Raw genomic sequence first — 18,720 nt, forward strand, 5'->3', positions numbered from 1 at the left:
GGGAAAAAACATGGCGCAATCCTTCACCGGCAAGAAGCGGATCCGGAAGTCTTTCGGCCGCATCCCCGAAGCTGTGCAGATGCCGAACCTCATCGAGGTTCAGCGCTCCTCCTACGAGCAGTTCCTTCAGCGCGAGGTCCGTCCGGGCCAACGCCGCGACGAAGGCATCGAGGCGGTGTTCAAGTCCGTCTTCCCGATCAAGGATTTCAACGAGCGCGCGGTGCTCGAATACGTCTCGTACGAATTCGAAGAGCCCAAGTACGACGTTGAAGAGTGCATCCAGCGCGACATGACCTTCGCGGCGCCGCTGAAGGTGAAGCTGCGCCTGATCGTGTTCGAGACGGAAGAAGAAACCGGCGCCCGCTCGGTCAAGGACATCAAGGAGCAGGACGTCTACATGGGCGACATCCCGCTCATGACGGACAAGGGCACCTTCATCGTCAACGGCACCGAGCGCGTCATCGTCTCGCAGATGCACCGCTCGCCGGGCGTGTTCTTCGACCACGACAAGGGCAAGACCCACGCCTCGGGCAAGCTGCTGTTCGCCGCCCGCGTCATTCCCTACCGCGGCTCGTGGCTGGACTTCGAGTTCGACGCCAAGGACGTGGTCTATGTCCGCATCGACCGCCGCCGCAAGCTGCCGGCCACGACCTTCCTCTATGCCCTGGGCATGGACGGCGAAGAGATCCTGACGACGTTCTATGACGTCGTGCCGTTCGAGAAGCGCACCGCCGCCGGCGCCGAAGGCTGGGCCACGCCCTACAAGCCCGAGCGCTGGCGCGGCGTGAAGCCGGAATTCGCCCTGATCGACGCCGACACCGGCGAAGAAGTGGCTCCGGCCGGCACCAAGATCACCGCCCGCCAGGCCAAGAAGCTGGCCGACAACGGCCTGAAGACCCTGCTGCTGGCGCCGGAAGCCCTGACGGGCCGCTACCTGGCCCGCGACGCGGTCAACTTCGAGAACGGCGAGATCTACGCCGAAGCCGGCGACGAGCTGGACGTGGCCTCGATCCAGGCCCTGGCCGAGCAAGGCTTCAGCACCATCGACGTGCTGGACATCGACCACGTCACGGTCGGCGCCTACATGCGCAACACCCTGCGCGTGGACAAGAACGCCGTCCGCGAGGACGCGCTGTTCGACATCTACCGCGTGATGCGTCCAGGCGAGCCGCCGACGGTCGAAGCCGCCGAGGCGATGTTCAAGTCGCTGTTCTTCGACGCCGAGCGCTACGACCTGTCGGCCGTGGGCCGCGTGAAGATGAACATGCGCCTGGAGCTGGACGCTTCGGACGAGATGCGCGTGCTCCGCAAGGAAGACGTGCTGGCGGTCCTGAAGCTGCTGGTCGGCCTGCGCGACGGTCGCGGCGAAATCGACGACATCGACAACCTGGGCAACCGCCGGGTCCGTTCGGTGGGCGAGCTGCTGGAAAACCAGTACCGCGTCGGCCTGCTGCGCATGGAACGCGCCATCAAGGAACGCATGTCGTCGGTCGACATCGACACCGTGATGCCGCACGACCTGATCAACGCCAAGCCGGCCGCGGCCTCGGTGCGTGAATTCTTCGGCAGCTCGCAGCTGTCGCAGTTCATGGACCAGACCAACCCGCTGTCGGAGATCACCCACAAGCGCCGCCTGTCGGCGCTTGGCCCGGGCGGTCTGACCCGCGAGCGCGCCGGCTTCGAAGTCCGCGACGTTCACCCGACCCACTACGGCCGCATCTGCCCGATCGAAACGCCGGAAGGCCCGAACATCGGTCTGATCAACTCGCTGGCCACCCACGCCCGCGTGAACAAGTACGGCTTCATCGAGAGCCCCTACCGTCGCGTCGCCGACGGCAAGCCGCTCGACGAGGTCGTCTACATGTCGGCCATGGAAGAGTCGAAGCACGTCATCGCGCAGTCGAACATCAAGGTGGTCGACGGCGAGATCCACGAGGACCTGGTCCCCGGCCGGATCAACGGTGAACCCACCCTGCTCCAGAAGGAACAGGTGGACCTGATGGACGTGTCGCCGCGCCAAGTCGTGTCGGTGGCCGCGGCCCTGATCCCGTTCCTGGAAAACGACGACGCCAACCGCGCCCTCATGGGCTCGAACATGCAACGTCAGGCCGTGCCGCTGGTGCAGTCCGACGCCCCGCTGGTCGGCACCGGCATGGAAGCCGTTGTCGCCCGTGACTCGGGCGCCGTGGTCATCGCCAAACGCACCGGCGTGGTCGAGCAGATCGACGGTACCCGTATCGTCGTCCGCGCCACGGAAGAGACCGACAGCGCCCGTTCGGGCGTCGATATCTACCGCCTGTCGAAGTTCCAGCGTTCGAACCAGTCGACCTGCATCAACCAGCGCCCGCTGGTGAAGGTGGGCGACAAGATCAGCGCCGGCGACATCATCGCCGACGGTCCGTCGACCGAGCTGGGCGAACTGGCCCTGGGCCGCAACGCGCTCGTCGCGTTCATGCCCTGGAACGGCTACAACTTCGAAGACTCGATCCTGATCTCCGAGCGCATCGTCCGTGACGACGTCTTCACCTCGATCCACATCGAGGAATTCGAAGTCATGGCCCGCGACACCAAGCTGGGTCCGGAAGAGATCACCCGCGACATCCCGAACGTCGGCGAGGAAGCCCTGCGCAACCTCGACGAAGCGGGCATCGTGGCGATCGGCGCCGAAGTCCAGCCGGGCGACATCCTGGTCGGCAAGGTCACGCCGAAGGGCGAAAGCCCGATGACGCCGGAAGAGAAGCTGCTGCGCGCCATCTTCGGCGAAAAGGCCTCGGACGTCCGCGACACCAGCCTGCGCCTGCCCCCGGGCGTCGCCGGCACGATCGTCGACGTGCGCGTGTTCAACCGTCACGGCGTCGACAAGGACGAACGCGCCCTGGCCATCGAACGCGCCGAGATCGACCGTCTGGGCAAGGACCGCGACGACGAGTTCGCGATCCTGAACCGCAACATCTCGGGCCGCCTGCGCGAGCTGCTGATCGGCAACGTCGCTCTCTCGGGTCCCAAGGGCCTGTCGCGCGGCGCGATCACCGCCGAGGGCTTGGCTGAAGTCCAGCCGGGTCTGTGGTGGCAGATCGCCCTCGAGGACGAGAAGGCGATGGGCGAACTGGAAAGCCTGCGTCGTCTGTTCGACGAGAACCGCAAGCGTCTGGACCGTCGTTTCGAGGACAAGGTCGACAAGCTGCAGCGCGGCGACGAACTGCCCCCGGGCGTGATGAAGATGGTCAAGGTCTTCGTGGCCGTGAAGCGCAAGCTTCAGCCGGGCGACAAGATGGCCGGCCGTCACGGCAACAAGGGCGTCATCTCGCGCATCCTGCCGATCGAGGACATGCCGTTCCTCGCCGACGGGACGCACGTGGACGTCGTTCTGAACCCGCTGGGCGTGCCTTCGCGCATGAACGTCGGCCAGATCTTCGAAACCCACCTGGGCTGGGCCTGCGCCAACCTCGGCAAGCAGATCACCAACCTGCTGGAAGACTGGCAGCACGGCGGTCAGAAGGACGCCCTGGTCACGCGCCTGCGCGAGATCTACGGCCCCGACGAGGAACTGCCGGAGTCCGAGGAAGAGCTGGTGGAACTGGCCCGCAACCTCGGCAAGGGCGTTCCGATCGCCACCCCGGTGTTCGACGGCGCGCGCATGGACGACATCGAGGACCACCTCGAAATGGCCGGCGTCAACAAGTCGGGCCAGTCGATCCTGTACGACGGCCAGACGGGCGACCAGTTCAAGCGTCCGGTCACGGTCGGCTACATCTACATGCTGAAGCTGCACCACCTGGTCGACGACAAGATCCACGCCCGTTCGATCGGCCCATACTCGCTGGTCACCCAGCAGCCGCTGGGCGGCAAGGCCCAGTTCGGCGGTCAGCGCTTCGGGGAAATGGAAGTGTGGGCTCTGGAAGCCTACGGCGCGGCCTACACCCTGCAGGAAATGCTGACGGTGAAGTCCGACGACGTGGCCGGCCGGACCAAGGTCTACGAGTCGATCGTCCGTGGCGACGACACGTTCGAAGCCGGTATCCCGGAAAGCTTCAACGTGCTGGTCAAGGAAATGCGCTCGCTCGGCCTGAACGTCGAGCTGGAGAACAGCTGATCCGGATCTCCCTCCTCCACCTGACCGGTGGGGGAGGGGCCCCTTTCAGCCCGCTCTCCACTTTGAATTTTCGCGGGTAGTCCCGCAGAAGGAACCAAGATGAACCAGGAAGTCCTGAACATCTTCAATCCGGTCCAGGCCGCTCCGACCTTCGACCAGATCCGCATCTCGCTGGCCTCGCCGGAAAAGATCCGCTCGTGGTCGTTCGGCGAGATCAAGAAGCCGGAAACCATCAACTACCGCACGTTCAAGCCCGAGCGTGACGGCCTGTTCTGCGCCCGTATCTTTGGCCCGACCAAGGACTACGAATGCCTGTGCGGCAAGTACAAGCGCATGAAGTACAAGGGCATCATCTGCGAGAAGTGCGGTGTTGAAGTCACCCTGGCCCGCGTCCGTCGCGAGCGCATGGGCCACATCGAACTGGCCTCGCCGGTCGCCCACATCTGGTTCCTGAAGTCGCTGCCGTCGCGCATCGCCATGATGCTCGACATGCCGCTGAAGGACATCGAGCGCGTCCTGTACTTCGAATACTACATCGTCACCGAGCCGGGCCTGACCCCGCTGAAGCAGCACCAGCTGCTCAGCGAGGACGACTTCATGCGCGCCCAGGACGAGTACGGCGACGACAGCTTCACCGCCGAGATCGGCGCCGAGGCCGTCCAGAACCTGCTGAAGGCCATCGACCTCGACAAGGAGGCCGAGAAGCTGCGCGAAGAGCTGGCGGGCAACCCGTCGGACATGAAGCAGAAGAAGTTCAGCAAGCGCCTGAAGATCCTCGAAGCCTTCTCCGAATCCGGCAACCGCCCGGAATGGATGGTGCTGACGGTCGTCCCGGTCATCCCGCCGGAACTGCGCCCGCTGGTGCCGCTGGACGGCGGCCGCTTCGCGACCTCGGACTTGAACGACCTGTATCGCCGGGTCATCAACCGTAACAACCGCCTCAAGCGCCTGATCGAGCTGCGCGCGCCCGACATCATCATCCGCAACGAAAAGCGGATGCTGCAGGAGTCGGTCGACGCCCTGTTCGACAACGGCCGCCGCGGTCGCGTCATCACGGGCGCCAACAAGCGTCCGCTGAAGTCGCTGGCCGACATGCTGAAGGGCAAGCAAGGCCGCTTCCGCCAGAACCTGCTGGGCAAGCGCGTCGACTATTCGGGCCGTTCGGTCATCGTCGTGGGTCCGGACCTGAAGCTGCACGAGTGCGGCCTGCCCAAGAAGATGGCTCTGGAGCTGTTCAAGCCGTTCATCTACGCGCGCCTGGACGCCAAGGGCCTGTCGGGCACCGTCAAGCAGTCCAAGCGCATGGTCGAGCGCGAACAGCCCCAGGTGTGGGACATCCTCGAAGAGGTGATCCGCGAGCACCCGGTTCTGCTGAACCGCGCCCCGACCCTGCACCGTCTGGGCATCCAGGCGTTCGAGCCGAAGCTGATCGAGGGCAAGGCCATCCAGCTGCACCCGCTGGTCTGCGCCGCGTTCAACGCCGACTTCGACGGCGACCAGATGGCCGTGCACGTCCCGCTGAGCCTCGAGGCCCAGCTGGAAGCGCGCGTCCTGATGATGTCGACCAACAACATCCTGTCGCCCGCCAACGGTCGCCCGATCATCGTGCCGTCGCAGGACATCGTCCTGGGTCTGTACTACCTGTCGGTCGCCCGCGACGGCGAGCCGGGTGAAGGCAAGATCTTCGCCGATCTGGGCGAGATCGAAGCCGCCATGGACGCCGGCGTCGTGTCGCTGCACGCCAAGATCAAGTCGCGCTTCACGGAAGTGGACGCCGATGGCGTGGCGCGTCGCCGCGTGATCGACACCACCCCGGGCCGCATGAAGATCGCCGCCCTGCTGCCGCGTCACCCGGCGATCGGTCACCGACTGATCGAGAAGGCCCTGACGAAGAAGGAAATCGGCAACCTGATCGACGTGGTCTATCGCCACTGCGGTCAGAAGGCGACGGTGATCTTCGCCGACCAGGTCATGGGCCTGGGCTTCAAGGAAGCGGCCAAGGCTGGCATCTCCTTCGGCAAGGACGACATCATCATCCCGAAGCGGAAGGAGGCGATCGTCGCCGAAACCCGCACCCTGGCTGAAGAATACGAGCAGCAGTACGCCGACGGCCTGATCACCAAGGGTGAGAAGTACAACAAGGTCGTCGATGCCTGGGCCAAGGCCACCGATCGCGTCGCCGACGAGATGATGGCCGAGCTTCAGATGAAGCATAAGGACGAGAACGGCCGCGAGAAGGAAATCAACGCCATCTACATGATGGCCCACTCCGGCGCCCGTGGTTCGCAAGCCCAGATGAAGCAGCTGGGCGGCATGCGCGGCCTGATGGCCAAGCCCTCCGGCGAGATCATCGAGACCCCGATCGTCTCGAACTTCAAGGAAGGCCTGACCGTTCAGGAGTACTTCAACTCGACCCACGGCGCCCGTAAGGGCCTGGCGGACACCGCGCTGAAGACCGCCAACTCGGGCTACCTGACCCGTCGTCTGGTCGACGTCGCGCAGGACTGCATCATCGTCGAGGAAGACTGCGGCACCACCAAGGGCATCACCCTGCGGGCCGTGGTCGAAGGCGGCGACGTGCTGGTCTCGCTGGGCGCCCGCGTCCTGGGCCGCTTCACGGCCGAGGACGTCAAGGATCCGGCCACCGGCGAACTGGTCGTGCCGGCCGACACCTATATCGACGAGAACATGGCCGACGCCATCGAGGCGGCCGTGGTCCAGTCGGTGAAGGTCCGCTCGGTCCTGACCTGCGAAGCCAAGATCGGCGTCTGCGGCGCCTGCTACGGCCGCGACCTGGCCCGTGGCACGCCGGTGAACATCGGTGAAGCGGTCGGCGTCATCGCCGCCCAGTCGATCGGCGAGCCCGGCACCCAGCTGACGATGCGGACCTTCCACATCGGCGGCACCGCCCAGGTGGCCGAGCAGTCGTTCTTCGAAAGCAGCAACGACGGTACGGTCCGCGTGACTGGCGCCACCGTGACCGCTTCGGACGGCGCCCTGGTCGTGATGAGCCGCAACACCTCGGTGAGCGTGCTGGTCGACGGCAAGGAACGCGAGAACTACAAGCCGCCGTACGGCGCGCGCCTGAAGGTGAAGGACGGCGACAAGGTCAAGCGCGGTCAGCGCCTGGCCGACTGGGACCCCTACACCACCCCGATCATCACGGAAGTGGGCGGCAAGATCCGTGCGGAAGACCTGGTGGACGGCTTCTCCGTCCGCGAGGAGACCGACGAAGCCACCGGCATCGCGCAGCGCGTGATCGCCGACTGGCGGACCTCGGCCCGCGCCTCGGACCTGCGTCCGGCCATGGGCGTGCTGGCGGAAGACGGCTCGTACAAGCGCCTGAGCAACGGCGGCGAGGCTCGCTACCTCCTGTCGGTGGGCGCCATTCTCTCCGTCGCCGACGGCGACGAAGTGAAGCCGGGCGAAGTCATCGCGCGTATCCCGACCGAAGGCGCCAAGACCCGGGACATCACCGGTGGTCTGCCGCGCGTCGCCGAACTCTTCGAAGCCCGCCGTCCGAAGGACTGCGCGGTCATCGCGGAAATGGACGGCCGTGTCGAATTCGGCAAGGATTACAAGAACAAGCGCCGGATCAAGATCACTCCGGACGTCGACGCCGACGGCAACCAGCCCGAAGCGGTCGAGTTCCTGATCCCGAAGGGCAAGCACATCGCGGTGCATGATGGCGACTACATCACGCGCGGCGAGTACATCATCGACGGCAACCCGGATCCGCACGACATCCTGCGCATCCTGGGCGTCGAGGCCCTGGCCAACTTCCTGGTCGACGAGATCCAGGAGGTCTACCGACTGCAAGGCGTGCCGATCAACGACAAGCACATCGAGACGATCGTTCGTCAGATGCTGCAGAAGGTCGAGATCGTCGAGCCGGGCGACACGGGCCTGATCAAGGGCGACCATCTGGACAAGCCGGAGTTCTTCCACGAACAGGACAAGGCCATCGCCCGCGGCGGCCGTCCGGCGACCACCCAGCCGGTGCTGCTCGGCATCACCAAGGCCTCGCTGCAGACCAAGAGCTTCATCTCGGCCGCGTCGTTCCAGGAAACGACCCGCGTCCTGACCGAAGCCTCGGTGCACGGCAAGACCGACACCCTGGAAGGCCTGAAGGAAAACGTCATCGTGGGTCGCCTGATCCCCGCCGGTACGGGTTCCTATCTGCGCAGCCTGCAGCGCGTCGCCGCCAAGCGCGACGAGCAGCTGGCCCAGCAGCGCGAAGAAGCGATGGAGCCGCTGCCCGCGGTCATCGCCGAAGAAGCCTAGGCTTCCTTCGAGGACTGAAACGGAACGGCCCGGGAGCGATCCCGGGCCGTTTTGTTTTTGGCGCCTCCGTCCTGGCGCGGCCGTCGCCAAACGGATGAAGACAAAGCCTGTGGTTGTGCTAGTCAGGAAGTGGAAATCCGGTCCAGCTTGTCGCTGGCGCCAAGCCACGCGTGTTTCGGGGGAAACGTGGTCCGCAAGATCGTCTTCGGGGTTCTCGGCCTGGGTCTGGCGGCCGCCGGTCTGGCGGTGATCCTGTACCGGCCGCCGGCCCCGCCGCCCAAACCCAAGCCGTCCGATCACTTCGCCTCGGCCAAGGACAAGGCCTTCGTCGATCTGGCGTCCGGCCGGATCGCCAGGCGGTTCGACACGCCCGACGACGTCGAGTTCTGGGACCCCGTGGTCAGCCGCATGCCCAACGGCGCCGAGGCGCTGTGCGTCGACGTCCTTCCGCCGGGCAAGACCTGGGTGGGCATGATCGCCGCCCGCGACCCCGGCGCGGCCGGCTTCATGATCTATCGGGGCGGCGACACCCTGGCGCCGAAGTCCCGCTTCCAGTGCCGCGCGATCATCCGGCGAGGCGTCAGGGCCGCCTCCAGCGCCGACGGCCTGCAGGCGAGCATGGACTATCAGCGGGCCGGCTGCGCGCTCGACGGACGTTATCTGTGGGCCTACGTGCGCTACTGCGCCGGGGCCGAGACCCTCCCCGCGGTGGAGGGCCAGTCGTGAGGGCCGGGCTTTCCACGTCGCTCGCCCGTGCTAGTCAAGGAAACGGTCGCGCGAGTCACGGCGATGTTCGCGTTCGGGGGGAAGCGATGATGGGACGGGTAACGGGAGCGGCCGCGATCGCGGCGATGGCGGCGCTGCAGGCCTGCGCGCCGGAGCCGCCGCCGGAACCCAAGCCGTCGGACGGCTTCCTGCAGGCGGCCGACCGGACCTTCGTCGAGGCCGCCTGGGCCAAGGTGGCGGGCACCTACAAGGAGCCCGCCACGGTGCAGTACAGGGGCCTGACCATCAGCGAGGACGCCGGGGAGCGGACCCTGTGCGGGGAGTCGGCCGAGCCGGACCAGCTGTGGCGCGGGTTCGTAGCCACCCAGGAAACCGGCAAGACGAGCTTCACCGTCCTGCGCCAGCGCGACAACATCAGCCCCCGGGCCGTCACGGCCTGCAAGCTGCTGGTCCGCAAGCACATGGGCCAGAAGAGCGTCGACACGCCCGAGGTCCAGCAGGCCATCGTCCAGAGCGGCTGCTCCTACATGGACGTGGAGTTCTGGCGGGCGCACAAGGACCATTGCTACAAGACGCAGACCGTCGCCGGCGGGACTCCCGCGCCCGCGCCGCCGCCCTAGGCGCCGGTCGACCTAGCCTTCCCGCAGCACCGCCAGCCGCTCCAGCCTCGGGGCGGCGAAGTCCAGGAACGCCCGCGCCAGCGGCGGCATGAACCGGCCGCCCACTGTGACCAGTTGCACCGGCAGGGGCGGGGGCTCGAAGTCGGGCAGCAGGCGCACCAGCCGGCCCGCCGCCAGGTCCTCGGCCACCTGATAGGAGAGGGCGCGACCCACGCCGCGCCCGGCGATCATCGCCGCCAGGGCCGCCTCCACATTGTTGACCCGCAGCCGGGGCTCCAGCCGTACGGCCCGCGCCTTGCCCCGGTGCTCGAACCGCCATTCCGGCGAGGCCGAGACCACGGTGGTCAGGATCGTCTCGTGCTCGGCCAGGTCGGCGGGCTCCAGCGGCGTTCCGCGCCGGGCCAGATAGTCGGGCGAGGCCGCCACCAGCCGACGCACCTGGCCCAGCTTGCGGACGATCAGGCTGGAATCGGCCAGCGGCCCGATCCGCAGGGCCACGTGCAGCTCGCCCTCGATCAGGTCCAGATTGCGGTCGTGCAGGGTCAGGTCGGCCTGGACGCCGGGATGCTGGGCCAGGAAGTCGGCGACCACCGGCGTCAGGTGGCGGCCGCCGAACACCGTCGGCCCGGTGATCCGCAGCGTGCCGCGCACCGCGTCGGGCGCCGGGGCCTGGAGGGCGGTCTCGTAGTCGGCCAGCAGGCGGCGGGCCCGCTCCGCCAGGTCGCGGCCGGCCTGAGTGGGGGCCAGGCGCCGGGTGGTGCGCTCGATCAGCCGCGCGCCCATCCGCTCTTCCAGGGCCGCCAGGGCCCGGGTCATGGCGGCGGGCGAGCGCCGCAGCTTGCGCCCCGCCGCCGCCAGGCCGCCCGCGTCGATCACCGCCACCAGCAGGGCCAGCTCGTCCAGACGATCCATTCCAAAATCCGCAATTATGTCTTGCCGATTTGCTCAATTCATTCCAATCGGCGCAATGGCGAAAATGATCTTGCAACCTGGCCCGAAACCTTGGGGGAGAGATCCATGTCCGCCACCGCCATCGTCCTGCACGGCACGCCTCTGTCGGGGCATACCCATCGGGTGGGATTGCTGCTGAACGCCCTGGGCCTGGCCTATCGCTTCGCGCCCGCCCCCAAGGAGGTCCGCGTCAGCCCGGCCTTCCTGGCGCTGAACCCGCTGGGCCAGATCCCGGTGCTGCAGGACGGCGACCTGACCCTGGCCGACAGCAACGCCATCCTGGTCTATCTGGCCCGCCGCTACGCCCCCGACAGCGGCTGGCTGCCGCTGGAGCCGGTGGCCGCCGCCCGCGTGCAGCGCTGGCTGTCGATCGCGGCCGGCGAGGTGATGCACGGCCCGGCCATCGCCCGGATGATCGCCCTGTTCGACTTTCCCGACGACCCGGCCCGCGCCGCCCGCATCGCCGCCCGCGTGCTGACCTTCATGGACGGCCATCTGGACGGCCGCGCCTTCCTGGCCGCCGACCATGTCACGATCGCCGACCTGGCCTGCTATTCCTATGTCGCCCACGCTCCGGACGGCGGCGTGGATCTTGGGCCCTATGCCGCCGTGCGCGCCTGGCTGGCGCGGGTCGAGGCCCAGCCGTGGTTCCGGCCGATGCCCGACTTCGCCGAGGCCGCCTGAGATGGACGGCCCGTTCCATCGCGGCGAGCTGATCGCCCAGGCCATGGCGGGGACGGGCACGCCGGGCATGACGGGCATCCGGCCGTTCATGCCCGACCAGCACCGCGAGTTCTTCGCCCTGCTGCCCTACCTGTTCGTGGCGACGCTCGACAGGGACGGCTGGCCGGTGGCCACCGTGCTGACGGGCCCGCCGGGCTTCGTCCAGAGCCCCGACCCCGTCACCCTGACCGTGGCGGCCCGGCCCCGCGCGGGCGAGCCGGGCGGCGAGCTGTTCGCGGCCGGCCGGCCGTTCGGCGCCCTGGGCCTGGACTTCGCGACCCGTCGCCGCAACCGCGCCAACGGCCTGATCACGGCGGCCGGGGAGGGCGGGCTGACGCTCCAGGTCCTCCAGAGCTTCGGCAACTGCCCGCAGTACATCCAGACCCGCGCGGTCGGGACGGCCCCGGCCTCGCCCGCCCCGGCCGAGGCGATCGCCTTCCCGACGCCCGAGGCCCTGGCCCAGATCGCCCGCGCCGACACGATGTTCGTGGCCACGACGAGCGGCGGCGAGAACGGCGGCGTCGACATCTCGCATCGCGGCGGCCTGCCGGGCTTCGTCAAGGTGGCCGGCGACGTGCTGATCGTTCCGGACTTCCGGGGCAACCGGTTCTTCAACACCCTGGGCAACCTGGTGCTGGACCAGCGCGCGGCCCTGCTGTTCGTCGATTTCGAGACCGGCGACCTGCTGCACCTGCAGGGCCGCGCCGAGATCGACTGGGAGCCGCCGCCCGAAGGCTGGCCCGAGGGCGTCCAGCGCCAATGGCGGTTCAGGGTCGAGCGCGCCTGGCGCCGCCCGGCGGCCCTGCCCCTGCGCTGGACCTTCGGCGACTATTCGCCGGTGACGCTGAACACGGCCGCCTGGAACGCCGCGCCCGCCCAGGCCGCCTGATCTCCGTCGCTTGCCCGACGTAAATAGTGCGACGCAACGTCGCGATTTTCGTTTGTCAGACCAATCACCTGCAAGGTTAAGCCTTGCTTCAGTTGTTGCGATGCAAGGGAGGATTTGATCCAGATCAAATCGGCGAGCCCATGCGTTCCGACATCTCCACCAAGGTCAGCCTGACGGTCGTCGCGGCGTTCATGACCCTGTTGCTGGCCCTGCTGGCCATCGTCGGCAAGAGCTCGCTGGACTTCGCCAAGGCCCAGGCGGTCAGCCAGCAGGAAGCCAGCATGCGCGTGGCCTGGGACGCCGTCGGCGGCCAGGGCGCGGCCTTCGCACGCGAGGGCGACAAGCTGACCGTGAACGGCAAGCCGCTGAACGGCGACATCGCCACCGTCGACCACGTCAAGGACCTGGTCGGCGGCACCATGACGATCTTCATGGGCGACACCCGCGTGGCCACCAACGTCCAGAAGCCGGACGGCAGCCGCGGCGTCGGCACGCCGCTGGCCAAGGGCCCGGTCTATGACGCGGTGCTGGGCCGGGGCGAGTCCTATCGCGGCGAGGCCAAGGTGCTGGGCAAGCCCTATTTCGCCGCCTACGACCCGATCAAGAACGCCTCGGGCGAGGTGATCGGCATTCTGTATGTCGGCGTGGCCAAGGCCGACTACTTCCAGCCCGTCTATCGCCAGCTGATCTGGCTGGCCGTGGCCGGCGTGGTCCTGGCCGGCCTGGGCGTCGCCGCCTCGGTGACGGTGGTCCGCAAGCAGCTGTCGCCGCTGCGCGACCTGCGCGAGGCCATGAAGCGGGTGATGGGCGGCGACCTGTCCGTCGCTCTGCCGTTCGCCGGCCGTCGCGACGACATCGGCCTGATGGCCGACGCGGTCCACGCCTTCCGCGACGAGGCCCACGAGAAGGGCCGCATCGAGGCCCAGGCCGAAGGCCACCGTCAGGCCGCCGAGGCCGAGCGCCGCCTGTCGGCCGACCGCGACCATCAGCAGGCCGAGCAGCAGGCCCAGGTGGTCTCGCGCCTGGCCCACGGCCTGGACCGGCTGTCGGCCGGCGACCTGACCGTGCGCCTGACCGAGGCCTTCGCCCCCGACTACGAGCGCCTGCGCTCGGACTTCAACCAGGCCGTCGAGCGGCTGGAGCGCGCCCTGGGCGCGGTGATATCCGCCGTGGGCGGCCTGACGTCGGGCGCCAACGGCATCGCCGGCGCGGCCGGCGACCTGTCGGCCCGCAGCGAGCAGCAGGCCGCCAGCCTGGAAGAGGCCGCCGCCGCCCTGACCGAGATCACCAGCGCCGTCCGCGTGGCCGCCGACGGCGCGCGCGGCGCGCGCGAGGCGGTCAGCCAGGCCCAGGCCGAGGCCGGCCGCTCGCGCACCGTCGTCCAGGAGACCATCGACGCGATCGGCGGCATCGAGGCCTCGTCGCACCAGGTGGCCCAGATCATCGGCGTCATTGACGAGATCGCCTTCCAGACCAACCTGCTGGCGCTGAACGCGGGCGTGGAAGCGGCTCGCGCGGGCGACGCCGGTCGCGGCTTCGCCGTGGTGGCGCAGGAAGTGCGGGCACTGGCCCAGCGCTCGGCCGAAGCGGCCAAGGAGATCAAGGTCCACATCGCCGACTCCGCCAAGCAGGTCGAGGCCGGCGTCGTGCTGGTGGGCCGCACCGGCGAGGCCCTGCAGAAGATCGCCGGCCAGGTCGGCGCCATCGACGGTGTCATCGGCCAGATCGCCGCCTCGGCCGCCGAGCAGGCCGCGGGCCTGTCGGAGGTCAACGCCGCGGTCGGCCACATGGACCAGGCCACCCAGAAGAACGCCGCCATGGTCAACCGCTCGGCCGCCGACAGCATGACCCTGGTGCGCGAGGTGGAGGGCCTGGCCGCCCTGATCAGCCACTTCAAGGTGGGCGCGGCTAGCGCTGGTCGTTCTGACGCTCGGCCTTCTTCCGCCGGTCTTCAGCCTTCTGGGCGTCGTTCAGCCGCTTAAGGGCCTGCTGTTCGGCCGAGAGCGATCGGCCCAGCCCGTCCTGACCGGCCCCCAGCACCCAGGGGATGTCCTTGCCCTTGCCCGGATCGTCGCGATTGCGGTGATCCACGCCGACGCCCATCGGGGCGTCGCGATAGGCGCGGTCGGCCTGCTGCCTGATGGCCTGGGCGTCGAAGCCCCGTCGCTTGGCCCCGTCCATCGGCGCGTCGTAGACCGGCGCGTTGCGGGCCATGGCCCCGAACTTCTCGTCGCAATGTTCCTGTTCGCGCCGGTTGAGGCCCACGGCCTCGGCGTTGGCGCAGCCGGCGCTGCTGCCGCGCAGGGCGGTGCGCAGGTCGCCGCGAGGCCCTTCGGGCAGCGGCGCGGGATGGGCCCCCGTCTCGCGATTGGGCGGCGCGGGCGGTCCCGGGACCGGCGCGACGCCCAGCGCGCGCACCGAGGGCGGCGGGGCCAGGCGCGGCGTCCTCGGCTGTACGGGCAGGGCCGCCGTGGCGCGGTCGGGACTGGCGGCGGTCTCCGGCGTGGGGCGGCGCTCGACGAGGCTGCGCTCGAGGGTCACGTCGATGGCGTTCTCGTCGTTCGACCGGTCCTGGAATCGCGTCATCACCGGCCAGCCCAGGGCGGTCAGGATCGCGACGTGCAGCAGCAGCGACCCGCAGAAGACCGCGCCGTTTCTCAACCGGGTTCTGCGCGCCGTGGCCTGGGACAAGGGAAAGCTCGACTGGAACAACGGGCGGCAGCCTTGCCACCGCAAGTGGCGAAACCGTGGCCCTTGAACGTAAGATGGGGTCCTGGACCGCTTGCGCCACTAGGGTTTTCGGGGATTGATCGCGGGGGCGGCGACCCAGGCGGCGACGGGATCCGGCCTCGCCTCGCACCCCGGCCGGGCGTCCCAGAGCGGAGCCGTTTCGAGGCCCCGGAACCGACCTAAGCCCGCGATTTGACTCGGCATTGACGCGGAGGGCGTTCGCGAGTAGTTTCCGCGCTCTTTTCGAGGCGGACCCTGTCCGTCCTGATGAGCGCCCGTCCCTTACCCGACGGATCAGCCCGCCGGAACGCTGCCCGCGTCCCGGCGAGTTTCGTGTTTATCAGGTCCTCATCCGAGGCCGAGAAAGCCGGAATAAAAACGACAAGGACCCTGAAGCGCTTCGGCCGAAAGGCACACGCTTCCATCAGAGCAGAGACTTAATGCCTACCGTCAACCAGCTCATCCGCAAACCGCGCCAGCCTAAGCCGGTCCGGAACAAGGTGCCCGCCCTGAAGGGCTGCCCCCAACGCCGCGGCGTTTGCACGCGCGTCTACACGACGACCCCGAAGAAGCCGAACTCGGCTCTGCGTAAGGTCGCCAAGGTCCGTCTGACCACCGGCATCGAAGCCGTTTGCTACATCCCGGGCGAAGGCCACAACCTGCAGGAGCACTCGGTGGTGCTCATCCGCGGCGGCCGCGTCAAGGACTTGCCCGGCGTCCGCTACCACATCCTGCGCGGCGTCCTCGACACCCAAGGTGTCAAGGATCGTAAGCAGCGTCGTTCGCTCTACGGCGCCAAGCGTCCGAAGTAAGGAAGAAGAAGTATGTCCCGCCGCCGTCGCGCCGAGAAACGCCAAGTCCTGCCGGATCCCAAGTTCGGGGATCTGATCGTCACGAAGTTCATGAACTACGTGATGTACGAGGGCAAAAAAGCCGTCGCCGAAAACATCATCTATGGTGCTTTCGACATCCTGGAAGCCAAGCGCAAGGACCAAGGTCCGCTGGAAACCTTCCACACCGCCCTGGACAACGTCGCCCCGGCGATCGAAGTCCGGTCGCGCCGCGTCGGCGGCGCCACCTATCAGGTGCCGGTGGAAGTCCGTCCGGACCGTCGCCGCGCCCTCGCCATCCGTTGGCTGGTGACCGCCGCCCGCAAGCGCGGCGAGAACACCATGACCGAAAAGCTGGCCGGTGAGCTGCTCGACGCCTCCAACAACCGCGGCACCGCGGTGAAGAAGCGCGAAGACACGCACAAGATGGCTGAAGCCAACCGGGCGTTCTCGCACTACCGCTGGTAACCTTTCTTACCAGCACTCTTTCAGGCGCGGGCGGTTTGAGATAAACCGCCCGCGCCGCACGTTTAAATGTCCCTGCCCCAGCTTGGGGCCGGGCTGTCACGCAGAGCTAGATCCATGGCCCGCCAGCATAAAATCGAAGACTACCGTAACTTCGGCATCATGGCGCACATTGACGCCGGTAAGACGACGACGACCGAGCGGATCCTGTATTACACGGGTAAGTCGCACAAGATCGGCGAAGTCCACGACGGCGCCGCGACCATGGACTGGATGGACCAGGAACAAGAGCGCGGCATCACCATCACGTCGGCCGCGACGACCGCTTTCTGGAAAGACAAGCGCCTCAACATCATCGACACCCCCGGGCACGTCGACTTCACGATTGAAGTCGAGCGCTCGCTGCGCGTCCTCGACGGCGCCGTGACGGTGCTGGACGGCAACGCCGGCGTCGAGCCGCAGACCGAGACCGTCTGGCGTCAGGCCGACAAGTACAAGGTTCCGCGGATCGTGTTCGTCAACAAGATGGACAAGATCGGCGCCGACTTCGACAAGTCGGTCGAGTCGATCCGCGACCGCCTGGGCGCCAAGGCCGTTCCGATCCAATTCCCGATCGGTTCGGAATCCTCGCTGAGCGGCCTGGTCGACCTGGTCCGCATGAAGGCCGTGGTCTGGGACAACGACGGCCTGGGCGCCTCGTATCGCGACGAAGAAATCCCCGCCGACCTGATGGACAAGGCCGTCGCCGCGCGCGCCTACCTGGTCGAGAACGCCGTCGAGCTCGATGACGACGCGATGGAAGCCTATCTGGGCGGCGAAGAGCCGACCGAGGAAACCATCAAGAAGTGCATCCGCAAGGCCGTGCTGACCGGCGCCTTCTACCCGATCCTCTGCGGCTCGGCCTTCAAGAACAAGGGCGTCCAGCCCCTGCTCGACGCCGTCGTCGACTACCTGCCCTCGCCGGTGGACATCCCGCCGACCAAGGGCATCGACTTCAAGACCGAAGCCGAAGTCGAGCGCAAGGCCTCGGACGACGAGCCCCTGTCGGTCCTGGCGTTCAAGATCATGGACGACCCCTTCGTCGGTTCGCTGACCTTCTGCCGCATCTATTCGGGCAAGCTGGAAACCGGCATGAGCCTGCTGAACTCGACGCGCGACAAGCGCGAGCGCGTCGGCCGCATGCTGCTGATGCACTCGAACAACCGCGAAGACATCAAGGAAGCCTACGCCGGCGACATCGTCGCCCTGGCCGGCCTGAAGGAAACCCGCACCGGCGACACCCTGTGCGATCCCCTGAAGGCCCCGGTCATCCTGGAACGCATGGAGTTCCCGGCCCCGGTCATCGAGATCGCCGTCGAGCCCAAGTCGAAGGCCGACCAGGAAAAGCTGGGCGTCGCCCTGGCCAAGCTGGCTGCTGAAGATCCGTCCTTCACCGTCTCGACCGACTTCGAAAGCGGCCAGACGATCCTGAAGGGCATGGGTGAACTGCACCTGGACATCAAGATCGACATCCTGAAGCGGACCTACAAGGTCGAAGCCAACATCGGCGCGCCGCAGGTGGCCTATCGCGAGTCCCTCGGCAAGCGCGCCGAGATCGACTACACCCACAAGAAGCAGACCGGCGGTACGGGCCAGTTCGCCCGCGTCATGATCACGTTCGAGCCGGGCGAGCCGGGTTCGGGCTTCGTGTTCGAAAGCGCGATCGTCGGCGGCGCGGTGCCGAAGGAATACATCCCGGGCGTCCAAAAGGGCCTGGAATCGGTCAAGGACAACGGCCTGCTGGCCGGCTTCCCGCTGATCGACTTCAAGGCGACCCTGACCGACGGCAAGTACCACGACGTCGACTCGTCGGTCCTGGCCTTCGAAATCGCTTCGCGCGCCGCCTTCAAGGAACTGCGTGAAAAGGGCGCCCCCAAGCTGCTCGAGCCGATCATGGCCGTCGAGGTCGTGACGCCGGAAGAGTACCTGGGTTCGGTCATCGGCGACCTGAACGGTCGTCGTGGCATGATCCAGGGCCAGGACATGCGCGGCAACGCCACGGTGGTGAACGCCTTCGTGCCGCTGGCCAACATGTTCGGCTACGTGAACACCCTGCGCGGCATGTCTCAGGGCCGCGCTCAGTTCACCATGCAGTACGACCACTACGAGCCGGTGCCGCAACACGTCGCCGACGAAGTGATCAAGAAGTACGCGTAAGCTTTTTCCCCGGAAAAAGCGTACGACGGGAAATAGGGTGGGTTCTGTCGAACCCACCCGCCTACCACCCCAGAAGTCCAACCATTGAAGGCCCCTCTGGGGTCCTGGAGCTAAGAAGATGGCCAAGGAAAAGTTCGAACGCACTAAGCCGCACTGCAACATCGGCACGATCGGTCACGTTGACCACGGCAAGACGACGCTGACGGCGGCGAT

At 67.4% G+C, this 18,720-nt stretch carries 13 protein-coding genes; 11 read left to right on the forward strand and 2 right to left on the reverse strand.

Going from position 1 to position 18,720, the window contains the following annotated elements:
* Positions 1 to 10 precede the first annotated feature (10 nt).
* The 4 genes from rpoB (at position 11) to BR39_RS0101555 (ending at position 9,723) form a co-directional block, all read left to right on the forward strand.
* Positions 11 to 4,093 (forward strand): DNA-directed RNA polymerase subunit beta, encoded by a 4,083-nt coding sequence (gene rpoB, locus BR39_RS0101540; RefSeq protein ID WP_029907271.1) that lies wholly within the window; start codon positions 11 to 13, stop codon positions 4,091 to 4,093.
* Positions 4,094 to 4,192: 99 nt separating this feature from the next.
* The gene (gene rpoC / locus BR39_RS0101545) at positions 4,193 to 8,377 is read left to right on the forward strand and encodes a DNA-directed RNA polymerase subunit beta' (protein WP_029907272.1); all 4,185 of its coding nucleotides are present in this window, start codon (positions 4,193 to 4,195) and stop codon (positions 8,375 to 8,377) included.
* A gap of 186 nt (positions 8,378 to 8,563) precedes the next feature.
* Complete coding sequence (locus tag BR39_RS0101550) at positions 8,564 to 9,103, forward strand: hypothetical protein (RefSeq protein WP_029907273.1); 540 nt, start codon at positions 8,564 to 8,566, stop codon at positions 9,101 to 9,103.
* An 86-nt stretch (positions 9,104 to 9,189) separates the two neighbouring features.
* Positions 9,190 to 9,723 carry a hypothetical protein gene (locus BR39_RS0101555; protein ID WP_156035540.1) on the forward strand — a complete coding sequence of 178 codons (534 nt, stop codon included), beginning with the start codon at positions 9,190 to 9,192 and terminating at the stop codon, positions 9,721 to 9,723.
* Between the two features lie 12 nt (positions 9,724 to 9,735).
* On the opposite strand, the gene BR39_RS0101560 is transcribed toward BR39_RS0101555, so the two are convergent.
* Positions 9,736 to 10,635, reverse strand: a complete 900-nt coding sequence (locus BR39_RS0101560; protein WP_029907275.1) for a LysR family transcriptional regulator — start codon at positions 10,633 to 10,635, stop codon at positions 9,736 to 9,738.
* A 105-nt stretch (positions 10,636 to 10,740) separates the two neighbouring features.
* Here BR39_RS0101560 and BR39_RS0101565 point away from each other — a divergent pair, with 105 nt between their 5' ends.
* The 3 genes from BR39_RS0101565 (at position 10,741) to BR39_RS0101575 (ending at position 14,268) form a co-directional block, all read left to right on the forward strand.
* Positions 10,741 to 11,358 carry a glutathione S-transferase gene (locus tag BR39_RS0101565; protein ID WP_029907276.1) on the forward strand — a complete coding sequence of 206 codons (618 nt, stop codon included), beginning with the start codon at positions 10,741 to 10,743 and terminating at the stop codon, positions 11,356 to 11,358.
* A 1-nt stretch (position 11,359) separates the two neighbouring features.
* A complete protein-coding gene (locus tag BR39_RS0101570; RefSeq protein WP_029907277.1) occupies positions 11,360 to 12,286 on the forward strand; it encodes a pyridoxamine 5'-phosphate oxidase family protein in 927 nt (308 codons plus the stop codon).
* Between the two features lie 140 nt (positions 12,287 to 12,426).
* Positions 12,427 to 14,268: a methyl-accepting chemotaxis protein gene (locus BR39_RS0101575; protein WP_029907278.1), complete on the forward strand. Its 1,842-nt coding sequence runs from the start codon at positions 12,427 to 12,429 to the stop codon at positions 14,266 to 14,268.
* On the opposite strand, the gene BR39_RS0101580 is transcribed toward BR39_RS0101575, so the two are convergent.
* Complete coding sequence (locus BR39_RS0101580) at positions 14,195 to 14,977, reverse strand: hypothetical protein (RefSeq protein WP_029907279.1); 783 nt, start codon at positions 14,975 to 14,977, stop codon at positions 14,195 to 14,197. The genes BR39_RS0101575 and BR39_RS0101580 overlap by 74 nt on opposite strands.
* A 479-nt stretch (positions 14,978 to 15,456) precedes the next feature.
* Between BR39_RS0101580 and rpsL the strand changes: the two genes are divergently transcribed.
* The 4 genes from rpsL to BR39_RS25985 form a co-directional block, all read left to right on the forward strand.
* On the forward strand, positions 15,457 to 15,828 hold the full coding sequence (gene rpsL / locus BR39_RS0101585; protein WP_007661566.1) for a 30S ribosomal protein S12: 372 nt from the start codon (positions 15,457 to 15,459) through the stop codon (positions 15,826 to 15,828).
* Between the two features lie 12 nt (positions 15,829 to 15,840).
* Positions 15,841 to 16,314, forward strand: coding sequence for a 30S ribosomal protein S7 (gene rpsG / locus BR39_RS0101590; protein WP_029907280.1), 474 nt, complete (start codon positions 15,841 to 15,843; stop codon positions 16,312 to 16,314).
* A gap of 114 nt (positions 16,315 to 16,428) precedes the next feature.
* On the forward strand, positions 16,429 to 18,507 hold the full coding sequence (gene fusA / locus BR39_RS0101595) for an elongation factor G (protein ID WP_029907281.1): 2,079 nt from the start codon (positions 16,429 to 16,431) through the stop codon (positions 18,505 to 18,507).
* A gap of 118 nt (positions 18,508 to 18,625) precedes the next feature.
* Positions 18,626 to 18,720: GTP-binding protein (locus BR39_RS25985; RefSeq protein ID WP_132095103.1), on the forward strand; the 95-nt coding region annotated here is incomplete at its 3' end.

Source organism: Caulobacter sp. UNC358MFTsu5.1 (assembly GCF_000712075.1).
Lineage (GTDB): Bacteria > Pseudomonadota > Alphaproteobacteria > Caulobacterales > Caulobacteraceae > Caulobacter.

Bases quoted from the DNA above. Each gene is read 5' to 3' on its own strand.
- rpoB (WP_029907271.1), top strand. From the start codon at position 11: ATGGCGCAATCCTTCACCGGCAAGAAGCGGATCCGGAAGTCTTTCGGC.
- rpoC (WP_029907272.1), top strand. From the start codon at position 4,193: ATGAACCAGGAAGTCCTGAACATCTTCAATCCGGTCCAGGCCGCTCCG.
- BR39_RS0101555 (WP_156035540.1), top strand. From the start codon at position 9,190: ATGATGGGACGGGTAACGGGAGCGGCCGCGATCGCGGCGATGGCGGCG.
- BR39_RS0101560 (WP_029907275.1), bottom strand. From the start codon at position 10,635: ATGGATCGTCTGGACGAGCTGGCCCTGCTGGTGGCGGTGATCGACGCG.
- BR39_RS0101565 (WP_029907276.1), top strand. From the start codon at position 10,741: ATGTCCGCCACCGCCATCGTCCTGCACGGCACGCCTCTGTCGGGGCAT.
- BR39_RS0101570 (WP_029907277.1), top strand. From the start codon at position 11,360: ATGGACGGCCCGTTCCATCGCGGCGAGCTGATCGCCCAGGCCATGGCG.
- BR39_RS0101575 (WP_029907278.1), top strand. From the start codon at position 12,427: ATGCGTTCCGACATCTCCACCAAGGTCAGCCTGACGGTCGTCGCGGCG.
- rpsL (WP_007661566.1), top strand. From the start codon at position 15,457: ATGCCTACCGTCAACCAGCTCATCCGCAAACCGCGCCAGCCTAAGCCG.
- rpsG (WP_029907280.1), top strand. From the start codon at position 15,841: ATGTCCCGCCGCCGTCGCGCCGAGAAACGCCAAGTCCTGCCGGATCCC.
- fusA (WP_029907281.1), top strand. From the start codon at position 16,429: ATGGCCCGCCAGCATAAAATCGAAGACTACCGTAACTTCGGCATCATG.